Here is a 12,273-nt window from a genome sequence, read left to right on the forward strand (position 1 = left end):
CGCAGGGAGACGGTTCCACCCATTTGCTCGAACCACCTGGAGAGTCGCATGACCGAAGAGGCCGGTACGACAGCTGAGCAACCGCAGGCCGCCCCGGTGAGGACCGGGCTGCTCATAGATGGCAAGACCGTCGAGACGGAGGAACTCCTTCCGGTACACGATCCCGCCGCCCCGCACCGGATCGTCGGCTACGCCGCCGCGGCGAGCCAGGAACAGGCCCGAGCGGCGGTGGCCGCCGCCGATGCCGCGTTCCCGGCCTGGGCCGCCATCCCGGCCCGTCGTCGCGCGGAGATTATCGCTGACGCGCTCACCGCGCTCGACGCCGATGCCGCTGCGCAGACGACGGCCCTGATCACCGGCGAGAACGGCAAGATCCCCTTCGAGAGCCAGGTGGAGCTGGCCGTCTTCGTGGCCCGCGCCCGCGCGGCCCTGGATCTCGTCGACACCCTCGACCTGGTCAAGGACCTCGCAGGGCCGCCGCTGACCTCACGGATCCACCGGCTGCCCATGGGGGTGGTCACCGTGATCGTCCCGTTCAACTGGCCGATCGCGATCCTCGGCGCGAGCCTGCCGCACGCGCTGCTGGCCGGAAACACCTCGGTGGTCAAGCCTCCGCCCACTGTGCCGCTGGCCATGGTGCGCATGCTGGAACTCTTCGCCGCCGGGCTGCCTGCCGGGGTGCTGAACGTGGTGACCGGTAGCAACGAGGCGGTGGCCCCGGTGATCAGCGACCCGCGGGTCCGGAAGATCGTGTTCACCGGGAGCACCGCGGCCGGCAAGCACATCATGGCTGCTGCCGCGAGGAACCTCGCCGCCGTCACCCTGGAGCTCGGAGGAAACGACCCCGCGATCGTGCTGGACGACGCCGAGCTTGACGCGGAACACCTCCAGCGCCTGGCCCAGGGGGCGTTCATGACGAGCGGGCAGGTGTGCATGGCGGTGAAGCGGGTCTACGTCCACCGCTCCCGCTACGACGAACTCGTCGAAGGGCTCTCCTCCGTCCTCGACGCGCACCGTGTGGGCCCCGGCGCCGACCCCGCATCGACCATGGGCCCGCTCAACAGTGCCGCCCAGCGCGACACGGTGACCGCCATGCTGACGCAGGCGGCCGACTCGGGAGCCGAGATCCGCGAACTGGGCACCCTGGATTCCGCAGTGGCCGGTTCCGGTGGCCACTTCCTGCGCCCGGCCCTCGTCCTCGACCCCGACCCCAGTCTGCGGATCGTCACCGAGGAGCAATTCGGACCCGCCCTCCCCATCCTGCCGTTCGACCACGTCGAGAACGTCGTCGAGCTGGTCAACAACGACTGGTCGGGCCTGTGCTCCTCGGTCTGGAGCGCCGACGCCGTGCGGGCCGACACCCTAGCGGCTCGGCTGCGCACCGGCACGACGTGGATCAACCACGCCAACGCCGTCGCCTGCGACGACAGGGCTCCGTTCGGCGGCTTCCGGCAGAGCGGCATCGGACGCGAGATGGGTCCGGACGGCCTGCTGGCGTTCACCGAGGCGCACACCGTCACGAGGCCGGTCGGTTGAGCCCCCTCCGTTCGCAGTTGACCCTCCGAGGTTGCCGTGCCGACTGTTCGTGAGACGACGTACGACCTCCTCCGGGTCTGGGGACTCACCACCGTCTTCGGTAACCCCGGCTCGAACGAGCTTCCGTTCCTGGACGATTTTCCGCCGGATTTCCGATACGTCCTGGGACTACACGAGGGCGCAGTCGTCGCCATGGCGGACGGCTACGCGCAGGCCACCGGCCGTCCGGCGCTGGTGAATCTGCACTCCGCTGCAGGGCTGGGCAACGCGATGGGCGTCCTGGCAAACGCCCGCGCGTCCCACACCCCCTTGCTGCTGACGGCCGGTCAGCAGGCGCGGGCCATGGTCGGGCTCGGATCGGTGCTCGCCGAGCCGGCCATGACCCGCGTCCCCGAACCACAGGTCAAGTGGGCGTTCGAACCCGCCAGAGCCCAGGACGTCCCCAGGGCACTGTCGGAGGCCTTCCACCTCGCTGCCCTGCCGCCCACCGGCCCGGTGCTCGTGTCCCTGCCCATGGACGACTGGGCTGAGGAGGTGGCCGCCCACGAGGTTGCCCACCTGCCCGGACGCCGCGTCCGATGGGCAGGGGCGGTCGGCCCTGAGCTCGTTTCCGAGTTGACGGACCGGTTGCGGCAGGCCGCCAGGCCGGCGCTCGTGGTGGGACCGGAGGCCGACGACGAACGTGTCGCCCCCCTCCTCGTGGAACTGGCGGAACAACTGCGCGCGCCCGTGTGGACCGCACCCACACCACCTCGGTGTCCGTTCCCCACCCGCCATCCCCTGTGGCGGGGCGTGCTGCCCCCGAGCATCGCCGGCGTGAGTGAACACCTTCAGGGGCACGATCTCGTCCTGGTCGTCGGCGCTCCCGTCTTCCGCTACCACGCCTACCGCCCTGGGCCGTGGCTCCCGGACGGCACCGAACTAATCGCGCTGACCGCTGACCCCGCCTCCGCCGGCCGCGCCGCGTTCGGAGACGCCGTGGTCTGTGACGTCGGCGAGGTCGTCCGGCAGCTGCTGGAGAGACTGCCACCGCCTGTTCGGACATGGCCCGCGCCACGGGAATTTCCGTCCGTCCCGCAGTCCGAGGAAGCCCCGTTCACAGCGGACTGGCTCTTCGCCCAGATGGCGCTCCGGTTGCCGCCCGACATCCGACTGGTCAACGAATCGACGTCGAACACCGCCCAGTTCTGGGCGCACCTCGACCTGGACCGACCCCGCAGCCTGTTCTTCCCGGCCGCGGGAGGGCTCGGCTTCGGACTCCCGGCCGCTGTAGGTGCGGCTCTGGCAGACCCAGGGCGCCCCGTGGTCGCCGTGCTGGGCGACGGCGCCGTCCAGTACGGGGTGGCCGGCCTGTGGACGGCGGCACAGTGGAATCTGCCGGTCACGTTCCTCGTGCTCCGCAACGGCGGGTACGGAGCCCTACATGGGTTCGTCGGTCAGCTCGGCATCACGGACGCTCCGGGCCTTGATCTGCCCGGTCTGGACGCGGTGCGCATCGCGCACGGATACGGGATACCCGCCCGGCATCTCACCACGGCGGAGGAGGTCTCCGCCGCCCTCGACGCCACGTCATCGGCATGCGGGCCCAGGCTCCTGGAGATTCCGGTCCGTGCCGAGACCCGCCCGTTGGGCTGAGCCGAGGCGAGACATCCCACACATCAGCCCTACGAGGACTAGGACAGCCATATGGGCCGCATCGAAGGCAGAGTTGCCCTGATCACGGGTGGAGAGAGCGGTATCGGGCTCGCGTCCGCCCGCCTCTTGGCGGCGCGAGGCGCTCGCGTGCACCTCGTGGGAATGAACCGGGAGGCGCTCGGTGCGGCATGGGAGGAACTGGGACGCGAACGCTGCGCGTTCTCGGTGGCGGATGTGAACTGCGCCGAGCACGTACGTGCCGCGGTCGGTGACGCCCTGGACCGGTTCGGCCGACTCGACGTGGTCTTCAGCAACGCAGGCATCGCGGGCGACATCGCGAGCATCGAGGACTACCCCGAAGACGTCTTCCGCCGGGTGCTGGACGTCCACGTCGTCGGAACCTTCCTGCTCCTCAAGTACACCCTTCCCCACCTGGGGCCCGGAGGGTCCGTCATCATCAACTCGAGCGTGGTGGGCCTGACCGCCGAGCCGGCGATCAGCGGATACGCCACCGCCAAACATGCCCAGGTCGGCCTCATGAGGGTGGCGGCCCGGGAGGCCGCCGCACGGGGGATCAGAGTCAACACGATCCATCCGGGACCGACAGACACACCTTTCCAGCGCGCGGTGGAACAGACGATCACCGGGCTGAGCGAGGAAATGGCCTTCGAGGTGTTCGACGCCATGATTCCGCTGGGCCGCCACGCCACCCCCGAGGAAATAGCGCGCACCGTTCTGTTTTTGGCGAGTGATGACTCAGCATTCATCACGGGAGCCACCCTGGCCGTCGACGGGGGCATGACTATCTGAGCGACCTGAAGTACTTTTCGCACATCTTCCCTCGTGTGACCGGTGCCGACGCCTGCGTCGGCACCGCTTTTGTCGTGCCCCGAAAGGCGGGACAAGACAAATGACCTGTTCGAAGCGAGCCATTACTCCCTCAAATCCAGGCTCCCCGTCGCATTCCTCCTCAATTAATGAACTCCATAGACTCCGCCGCATATCCGGTGAAGGAGCCGTGCAAGGGCTCCTCACGCTGTCCTCGGGAGGACCGCATATGAGCCCGACATCACGTCAGTTCACCAGAGCGTCGAGAATCGACAGGCGCTGGCTCGCACCGGTGGTCGGTGCTGTTCTTCTCACCTCGGCGTGTGCCGGCGCCTCCGACAACGGGAACTCCGCCTCGTCCGGGGCATCCAACCCGGTCGCCACCGGCGCCGCGAAGGGCGACGCCGTGGAGAAGGGCGTGACCGACTACCTCACCTACGTGGGAGGGAAGGCTGGTGCCGCGGACAAGAGCGCGTCGCCCGTCACCATCGGCTGGGTGAACGTCGAGGGCACCGCCAACGGCGCGCCCGAAGCGACCAAGGGCGCGCAGGCGGCGGTGGACTACGTCAACAAGGAGCTCGGCGGGATCGGAGGCCACCCGCTGGCCCTCCAGGTCTGCAAGATCGCCTCGGCGGAGGAAGAGGGGCAGCGGTGCGGGCAGGAGATGCTGAACGACTCCGCCGTGTCGGCCGTCGCCTTCGGCAACGTCTTCGTCGGTGACCAGTCCTTCAACTCCGTGCTCAAGGGCAAGAAGCCCGTCCTGGTGAGCGTGGCCACCGGTCCTTCGGTGCCGACGGCCAAGGACACGTCCATCATCTTCGGCGACCTGTCGCACGTGTGGGGTCCGTGGGGGTCCTACGGCCGCGACGTCCTGCACGCGAAGACCGCCGCGATCCTCCACACCAACACACCGCCGGACAAGATCGCGGCGGAGGCCGCCCGCAAGGCCATGGAGTCGGCCGGTATCAAGGTGAAGTCCGTGGGCTTCGACGCCCAGGCGACGGACCTGCTCGGCCCGGTCACCGCAGCCGGCGGCCAGACCGCCGACATGATCGTGCCGATCTCCGCCGGCCAGGGCTGTGTCGGTATCGCCAAGGCGCTCAAGCAGCTGGGCAGCACCAAGCCGGTGGTCTCCACGCCGGTCTGTCTCTCGCCCGACGTGGCCCAGGGCCTCGGCGGTGACCTGCCCGCGTGGACGTACGGTGTGGCCCAGACCCTGCCCGCCGACAGCACGGCGCCCGACGTACAGGCCTACGTCAAGGCCTCGTCCGGTGCCGGGCTGGACAAGGCGGACCAGACCAAGGTGTGGGCCGCCACGTCCTGGAGCACCGTCCTCGCCTACGCCAAGGTCATGAACGAGGTCGGCGCGGACAAGATCACCCCCGCGACTGTCAGCGCCCAACTCGCCAAGTTCCAAGGTCCCGTGGTGATGGGCGCGCCGAAGGTGGAATGCGGCAAGTACTCCGACTCGCCCGCCGTCTGCAACGACCAGGCCCGCTTCTACCAGTACAAGGGCAAGGGCGTGTTCACCTCGCTCACCGGCTGGCTGCGTCCCCCGGCCTGATCAGGCCCCACGAACGAACGGACACAGTCCATGGATCAGTTGCTGCTCTTCACCTTGCTGGGTCTCGGACAGGGCGCCCTCATCGCCGGCATGGCCCTCGGCGTGGTTGTCACCTACCGAGGGTCCGGCACCATCAACCTCGCCACCGGAGCGGTGGCGATGCTGGCCGGCTATGCCTTCTGGGCGCTCAGGTCCGACCACTTCGGCGTCTCCATGGGACCGGCCGTGTCGCTGGTCGGAGCCCTGGTCGCCGCCGCGGTCGCCGGACTGCTCAGCGAGTACCTCGCGTTCCGGCCCCTGCGCGACGCGCCTCCGCTGGCCAAGCTCGCCGCCTCACTGGGGCTGCTGCTGACGGCACAGGCCGCCGTGTTGCTCGGGTTCGGCACCGAGCCCCGGCAGATGCCGAGCCTGCTGACCGACCAGGCGGTGACCGTACTGGGGGCGATCATTCCGGTCGACCGGTTCATCCTGGCGGGGGTGGTCGTTGCGCTGACTCTCCTGCTGGCCGCGCTCTACCGGTGGACCCGGTTCGGCCTGGCCACCCGGGCTGCCTCGGAGAACGAGCAGGCCGCCCAGCTGGCCGGCCTCTCGACGAAGGGGATCTCCCTGGCCGGCACCCTGATCGCCAGCCTCGTCGCGGGCGGGATCGGGGTGCTGGCCGCCCCCATCGTCCAGCTGGACTCGACCACACTGCCCCTGCAGATCGTGCCGGCGTTGGCGGCGGCGCTGTTCGCCCGGTTCACGTCTCTGGGTATCGCGTCCACGGCAGGCCTGCTCATCGGAGTGCTCCAGTCGGTGCTCTCCTACCTGTCGACGCAGAGCTGGTTCCCCACCGACAACGGCAACGCGATGCCCGGCGTGCAGCAGCTCCTCGTCTTCGCCTGCATGACCATCGCGCTGTTCGTGCGCGGGGCCGAGATGCCCGGACGCGGCGACGCCGTACAGCAGCGCCTGCCGGCCGTACCGCTTCCCGAGCGGCTTCTGCGGACGGCGTTGCTCTCCGCAGGCGTATGCGCCGTCGCCCTGGTGCTCTTCCCATTCGATTTCCGGCAGGCGCTGACCAACTCTCTGATCGGTGCCGTGATCGTCATGTCCATCATCGTGATCACCGGCTATGTCGGACAGATCTCGGTCGTGCAGCTGGCCCTCTCCGGCACGGCGGGCTTCCTGTTGTCCCATCTCACTGCCGGCGCCCACATCCCCTTCCCGTTCGGTCCGCTGATCGCGGTGGTCGCGGCGACCGGGCTCGGCGTCGCCATCGGGGTGTCCGCCCTGCGGGTACGTGGCGTGAGCCTCGCCGTTGTCACCCTTGCCGCCGCCCTGGCGATGGAGCAGGCACTGTTCGCCAACTCCTCGTTCGGCGGTCTGGGCGGTGTCCAGGTGCCCTCCCCGGAGCTCTTCGGTGTCTCACTGGGCACGGACGCGTCCTTCCGCGGTCTGGACGGCTCCGAGCCGAGCCCGGTGTTCGGCGTCCTGGTCCTGGCCGTCACGGTCGGGATCGGCCTGTACGTGGCGAACCTGCGCCGCACTTCGCTCGGCCGCCAGATGCTGGCCGTACGTTCCAACGAGCGCGCGGCGGCGGCCGCCGGGATCAACGTCCGCAACGTGAAGGTCGCGGCGTTCGGCATCAGTTCCTTCATCGCAGCGACCGCGGGCACGCTCTACGCGTACAACTTCTCGTCAGTGAGCGCCGGCCGCTTCACCGCGCTGGCCTCCCTCGGGCTGCTGGCCTTCGCCTACGTCGGAGGGATCACGATGGTCTCGGGCGCGGTGTTCGCGGGGTTGCTGTCCACTGAGGCACTCATCCCGCACGCTTTGCAGGAGTGGTTCGGGATCAGCGGCACCTGGGCCCTGCTGTTCGCCGGGGTCTCGCTGATCCTCACCCTCGTGATGAACCCGGACGGAGTGGCGGGTGCCCGCCACCGCAGCAAGCAGAACAAGCGCCTGCGCCGAGCGGCACCCCCCGACCCCGGCGGTGGGCGGGCACCCGCGGACGGCCCGGCACCGCACACCGCGGAGGTGGCCGGATGAACGGGCTGTCCGTAAGGGAACTCAGTGTCAGCTACGGAGGCGTCCACGCTCTGTCGGGCGTCAACCTCGACGTCGGTGAGGGGCAGCTGGTGGGGCTGATCGGCCCCAACGGGGCGGGCAAGACCACCTTTATCGACGCCGTGACCGGCTTCACCCGTCACGGCGGACGGGTGGAATTGGGCGGAACGGACCTCACCCGGCTGCGCCCCCACACCCGGGTGCGGCACGGACTGGCCCGGACCTGGCAGAGCATTGAGCTGTTCGACGGACTCAGCGTCGCGGAGAACGTGGCCGTGGCCACTGCCCAGCGCTCTGGGTGGGCGGCCGCCTGGAGGGAGACCTTCTCCCGGCCTGCGAGGCTCGGCGACGACATCAAGGGGGCCCTGTCAGTTGTGGGCCTCGACCAGCGCGCCGACACGCAGGCCGTCGACCTGTCCCAGGGAGAGCGCAAGCTGGTGGGTGTCGCACGAGCCCTGGCCGGCGGGCCGCGCGTCCTGTGCCTGGACGAGCCGGCGGCCGGTCTGGACAGCGAGGAGAGCATCCGGCTTGGACGGCGGCTGCGCGCCGTCGTCGATGCCGGAACCGGGATGCTGCTGGTCGACCACGACATGGCCCTCATCCTCGATGTGTGTGACACCGTCGTGGTGCTGGACTTCGGCAAGGTCATCGCATCCGGTCCGCCGGACCAGGTACGGGAGGACCCGAAGGTGATCGCCGCCTACCTCGGCGGCGCGGCGACACCGGCCCAGAAGGAGGCATCATGAGCGACCCCGTCCTGCACATCGACGGCCTCACCGCCGGGTACGACGGTGTCGCCGCCGTCAGGGACCTGCATATCACCGTCGGACGCGGTGAGGTCGTGGCCCTGCTGGGGGCCAACGGCGCCGGCAAGACCACCACGCTCAAGGCGGTCTCAGGACTGGTCCGTCCCCTCGGCGGCACCATTTCCGTCGGCGGCGAGCCGTTGGCCAAGGCCACACCGAGCGCCCGGGCCAAGCAGGGGATCGCGCACGTGCCGGAGGGCCGCGGAGTCTTCGCCGGGCTCACCGTCGCCGAACACCTGCGACTGGGCCACCGGGGCGAACGCCTCGACCCGGACGAGGTCTACGAGCGCTTTCCGGCGTTGACCCGGTTGAAGAACCGACGCGCCGGACTGCTCTCCGGTGGCGAACAGCAGATGCTCGCCGTCGGCCGGGCACTGGCCCGTCGCCCCAGGCTGCTCCTGCTGGACGAGCTGAGCCTCGGGCTGGCCCCGGTGATCGTCGAGCAGCTGCTCCCTGTCATCCGGCGTTTCGCCGACGACACCGGTTGCGGTGTCCTGCTCGTGGAACAGCACATCGAGCTGGCGCTGGAGATCGCCGACCGGGGGTACGTGCTGTCCCACGGTGAGGTCACCGTCGAACGGCCCGCACGGGAGCTTGCCGAGGACCGGAACCTGATCCTCGCGAGCTACCTGGGAGGTGGCTGACCGCCGCGGGGAACAGCGCCACGGGTGTGACCGCCGACAGTTTGCTGTCGGCGGTCACACCCGTGGCGTTCTCCGCCTCGGCGTCCCGCACGGAGACCGGCTCCGCAGGCGACAAATGCCCGTCGAGAGTCGAGACAAACAGCCGATGGCCGACGCCTCGTGTGACCCGTACGTTTCGGCGCATGAACACATCGGAAACAACGACTGCACTTCTCGTCCACGGTGCGTGGCACAGCCCGGGATGCTGGTCGAGGGTCACACCGCTGCTGGATGCTGCGGGAGTGTCCTGGACTGCGGTCGAGCTCCCCAGCGTGCACGGTGGCGAGGCGCGCGGAGACATGTACGACGACGCCGAGACGATCCGCCAGGCCATCCGTGCCATCGACGGGCCGGTGACCGTGGTGGCGCACTCCTACGGCGGCGTTCCGGCGACCGAAGGCGCGGCCGGGGAAGCGAACGTGGCGAACATTCTCTACGTGGCCTCCTTCGTCCTCGGCAAGGGCGACTCCCTGCTCGGCTCCCTCGGGGGCAAGCCCGCCGACTGGTGGGTCATCTCGGAGGACGGCACCACGGTGACGCCCGCGACACCCACCGAACTGTTCTACGCCGACTGCCCCGAGGACATCGCAGCCAAGGCCTGTGCCGATCTGACTCCGCAGCGTCGCGACGCCTACAGCCAGCCGCTGCGGTCCACGGCCTGGGCGGACGTCCCCACCACCTATCTGGTGTGCGACGAAGACGCCGTCATGCCCGTCTTCGCCCAGGAGGCGATGGCCACGGCGGCCGGCGCGCGGATCCGGCGGATCCAGAGCTCGCACTCGCCGTTCCTGTCGCGCCCGGAGGAGTTCACCGGGACACTGCTCGATGTCATGCGGGAGGGCGCGAGAGGCTGACCCGTCCGGAGGGCCACGTGGGTGCCGCATCGAAGACCTGCGGCGCCCAGGACCTGATGTCCGCCTGCCCCCGCCACCGACTGGGTGTCAACCAGCTACGGGCCGGAGCGGGCCGTGTATCGACAATGCCGTCAGGGAGCCCGACGGCGTTCCCCAGGGAGCGGGTCCACCAGCACAGCGTTCCGCACCGAGGGGGCCAGCAATGCCACCCGCATCAGCGGCCAACTTTCCCTGCACCGCGTGTGAGGGTCCACAACCCCGTCGACCACGAGAACGAGTGCGGGGGCCATTTCACCATGGGGCACCCGAGGGGATCGACTGTCTCGGACCGGATCGGCACGGTCCTGCTGACCGCCGCTGCGACCACTACTGATCTTTTCGTAAGTTGGGTGGGTGTGGTGGCCTTGTGAGTGGGAGGCTGTCGGGGTGGCTTATCAACCCTCGCCTTCGGCTGCCGGCTCGTCTCTTCCTCCTTTGTCGCGGCCTCAGTTGGCGGAGGCGCGTCGTGTTCGGGCGGTCGAGTTGTTCGAGGAGGGCGCCTCGAATGTGGAGATCGCGCGGGCGGTGGGTGTGTGTGCCGAGAGTGTGCGGTGTTGGCGGCGGGTGTGGGAGGAAGGCGGTGTTTCGGCCCTCCGGCGGCGTGCGGCCACCGGTCGCCCGCCCAAGCTGGACGACGCCCAGGTCGAGACCGTCCGGGCCGCGTTGGCGCGAGGAGCTCAGGCTCATGGCTTCGAGGCCGACCTGTGGACCCTGGAGCGAGTCGGCGCCGTCGTGGAGCAGATAACGGGGGTGACGTCGTCGCGGGCGTCGGTGTGACGACTGCTGACCGGCCGGCTCGGATGGAGTCTGCAACGGCCCGAGCGGCGGGCGGTCGAGCGGGACGAGTCCGAGATCGCTCGCTGGATCGCGCACGAGTGGCCGCGCATCAAAAAAGGGCCGTGAACACACGTGCCTGGATCGTCTTCCTCGACGAATCAGGTGTCTCCCTGCTGCCTCAGGTCCGCCGCACCTACGCACCCCGTGGCCGGACCCCGCTGCTGCGGCACCGCCTGAACTGGAAGCGGGCGTCGATGGCCGGGGCCCTGGGCTACCACTCCACCGATCCCGAACGCGGGGCCCGGCTGTGTTTCCACCTCAAGCCCGGCAGCTACGACACCGCCGCCCTCATCGAAGTCCTCGAGCAGATGAAGATGTTCTACCGCGGGGAACGGGTGGTGCTGGTCTGGGACGGCCTGTCGGCCCATTGGAGCCGCGCGATGCGCGCCTGGGTCGCCGAGCAGGACTGGCTCACTCTGGAGCGATTACCCGCCTACGCTCCCGAGCTGAACCCGGTGGAACTGCTGTGGTCCTCACTCAAGAAGCGTGAACTCGCCAACCTCGCCGGCGACCACCTCGCCGACGTCGCCGACGCCACCGAACAAGGCATCCACCGCATCAACCACAACCCACAACTGCCCTGGTCATTCCTCGCCCACACCGGCCTGACCATCCACCCACCACACCCACCGAACTTACGAAAAGATCAGTAGGGCCCGTCTTCAAACCTGGCCCCTCGCGAGCCATTGCGCCAGGTCACAAGCGTGAATACCTCGTGTCCGAGGTGGGTGGCCAAGGCTGCCACCGAGGGGGCGGTGCGGCGATAGCGGGGCTGGGGGCCCGAAACAGCGACGACTTCGCCGGCACATGCCAGTCACCCAGCAACCCCGCACCTCGCAGGCCCTCAACCAGATGCCGCATGACTTCCAGAGATGCGGGCCAGACCCCGGCGTACGGGGCCCGACGCCCACTCCTGGGGCAGGAACAGACGCCACTGCAGCGGGCAGGACGCGGTATCGGTCGCGGCGTGCACGCTCACGGCGACCTGGCAGTTCGCCCTCTTTCCCAAGGCCCCGCAGTACTGCGGGGCCACGCTGGCCGACATCCGGCCGTCCTTGGGCACCGACACATCGTCGATCACCAAGGCTACCGGATTGATCAGCGACAGCATGCGCTCACAGATCCGCCGCTGCACCGGCACCGGATCCCAGGTGGACTGGTTCACGAACTGCTGCAGGTTCTGCTCGTTGCCGTCCGGTAGTCGCGAGGCCATCGCCTGAATCGACTTGCGGCGGCCCTCCAGCATCAGTCCGCGCAGATAGCAGTCGCCCTTGGCCCGCTGGTCCTTCCGCGGTACCGAGGCGAATACATCCGCCACGAACAACGCCAACTTCGCCCGAACACGGTTCACTTCATGTGCATCCACCCAACCCAACATGCTCCCGAACAGGCCCGACCGGAAGACCTAACGGAGTCCTACTAGAACCAGGACTGGCCGCGCT

The 12,273-nt window shown here is 69.1% G+C and carries 11 protein-coding genes and 1 pseudogene; 11 read left to right on the top strand and 1 reads right to left on the bottom strand.

Annotated features, from left to right (window positions below):
- Positions 1-48 precede the first annotated feature (48 nt).
- The 11 genes from ABZ490_RS36150 (at position 49) to ABZ490_RS36200 (ending at position 11,484) form a co-directional block, all read left to right on the top strand.
- Positions 49-1,536 carry an aldehyde dehydrogenase family protein gene (locus ABZ490_RS36150; RefSeq protein ID WP_359000102.1) on the top strand — a complete coding sequence of 496 codons (1,488 nt, stop codon included), beginning with the start codon at positions 49-51 and terminating at the stop codon, positions 1,534-1,536.
- 36 nt (positions 1,537-1,572) lie between these two features.
- Complete coding sequence (mdlC, locus tag ABZ490_RS36155; RefSeq protein ID WP_359000105.1) at positions 1,573-3,171, top strand: benzoylformate decarboxylase; 1,599 nt, start codon at positions 1,573-1,575, stop codon at positions 3,169-3,171.
- Between the two features lie 51 nt (positions 3,172-3,222).
- Positions 3,223-3,981, top strand: coding sequence for an SDR family NAD(P)-dependent oxidoreductase (locus ABZ490_RS36160; RefSeq protein WP_359000108.1), 759 nt, complete (start codon positions 3,223-3,225; stop codon positions 3,979-3,981).
- Positions 3,982-4,228: 247 nt separating this feature from the next.
- A complete protein-coding gene (locus ABZ490_RS36165) occupies positions 4,229-5,563 on the top strand; it encodes an ABC transporter substrate-binding protein (RefSeq protein WP_359000111.1) in 1,335 nt (444 codons plus the stop codon).
- Positions 5,564-5,593: 30 nt separating this feature from the next.
- Positions 5,594-7,594: an ABC transporter permease gene (locus ABZ490_RS36170; RefSeq protein WP_359000114.1), complete on the top strand. Its 2,001-nt coding sequence runs from the start codon at positions 5,594-5,596 to the stop codon at positions 7,592-7,594.
- A complete protein-coding gene (locus ABZ490_RS36175) occupies positions 7,591-8,358 on the top strand; it encodes an ABC transporter ATP-binding protein (RefSeq protein WP_359000117.1) in 768 nt (255 codons plus the stop codon). The genes ABZ490_RS36170 and ABZ490_RS36175 overlap by 4 nt, the downstream gene beginning before the upstream one ends.
- The gene (locus ABZ490_RS36180; RefSeq protein WP_359000120.1) at positions 8,355-9,062 is read left to right on the top strand and encodes an ATP-binding cassette domain-containing protein; all 708 of its coding nucleotides are present in this window, start codon (positions 8,355-8,357) and stop codon (positions 9,060-9,062) included. The genes ABZ490_RS36175 and ABZ490_RS36180 overlap by 4 nt, the downstream gene beginning before the upstream one ends.
- A gap of 182 nt (positions 9,063-9,244) precedes the next feature.
- On the top strand, positions 9,245-9,955 hold the full coding sequence (locus tag ABZ490_RS36185; RefSeq protein ID WP_359000124.1) for an alpha/beta hydrolase: 711 nt from the start codon (positions 9,245-9,247) through the stop codon (positions 9,953-9,955).
- Between the two features lie 426 nt (positions 9,956-10,381).
- Positions 10,382-10,771 (top strand): helix-turn-helix domain-containing protein, encoded by a 390-nt coding sequence (locus tag ABZ490_RS36190; RefSeq protein ID WP_359000126.1) that lies wholly within the window; start codon positions 10,382-10,384, stop codon positions 10,769-10,771.
- Between the two features lie 6 nt (positions 10,772-10,777).
- Positions 10,778-10,897 (top strand): winged helix-turn-helix domain-containing protein, encoded by a 120-nt coding sequence (locus ABZ490_RS36195; protein WP_093682675.1) that lies wholly within the window; start codon positions 10,778-10,780, stop codon positions 10,895-10,897.
- Positions 10,894-11,484 (top strand): IS630 family transposase, encoded by a 591-nt coding sequence (locus ABZ490_RS36200; protein WP_359000129.1) that lies wholly within the window; start codon positions 10,894-10,896, stop codon positions 11,482-11,484. The genes ABZ490_RS36195 and ABZ490_RS36200 overlap by 4 nt, the downstream gene beginning before the upstream one ends.
- 20 nt (positions 11,485-11,504) lie before the next feature.
- Here ABZ490_RS36200 and ABZ490_RS36205 read toward each other — a convergent pair.
- Positions 11,505-12,197, bottom strand: a pseudogene (locus tag ABZ490_RS36205) (transposase); the annotation flags it as partial.
- Between the last annotated feature and the right edge of the window lie 76 nt (positions 12,198-12,273).

Source organism: Streptomyces sp. NPDC005811 (genome assembly GCF_040630405.1).
Lineage (GTDB): Bacteria > Actinomycetota > Actinomycetes > Streptomycetales > Streptomycetaceae > Streptomyces.

Excerpts from the sequence above, each read along its gene's own strand:
- ABZ490_RS36175 (WP_359000117.1), top strand. The coding sequence starts at position 7,591 with ATGAACGGGCTGTCCGTAAGGGAACTCAGTGTCAGCTACGGAGGCGTC.
- ABZ490_RS36180 (WP_359000120.1), top strand. The coding sequence starts at position 8,355 with ATGAGCGACCCCGTCCTGCACATCGACGGCCTCACCGCCGGGTACGAC.
- ABZ490_RS36185 (WP_359000124.1), top strand. The coding sequence starts at position 9,245 with ATGAACACATCGGAAACAACGACTGCACTTCTCGTCCACGGTGCGTGG.
- ABZ490_RS36165 (WP_359000111.1), top strand. The coding sequence starts at position 4,229 with ATGAGCCCGACATCACGTCAGTTCACCAGAGCGTCGAGAATCGACAGG.
- ABZ490_RS36160 (WP_359000108.1), top strand. The coding sequence starts at position 3,223 with ATGGGCCGCATCGAAGGCAGAGTTGCCCTGATCACGGGTGGAGAGAGC.
- ABZ490_RS36170 (WP_359000114.1), top strand. The coding sequence starts at position 5,594 with ATGGATCAGTTGCTGCTCTTCACCTTGCTGGGTCTCGGACAGGGCGCC.
- ABZ490_RS36150 (WP_359000102.1), top strand. The coding sequence starts at position 49 with ATGACCGAAGAGGCCGGTACGACAGCTGAGCAACCGCAGGCCGCCCCG.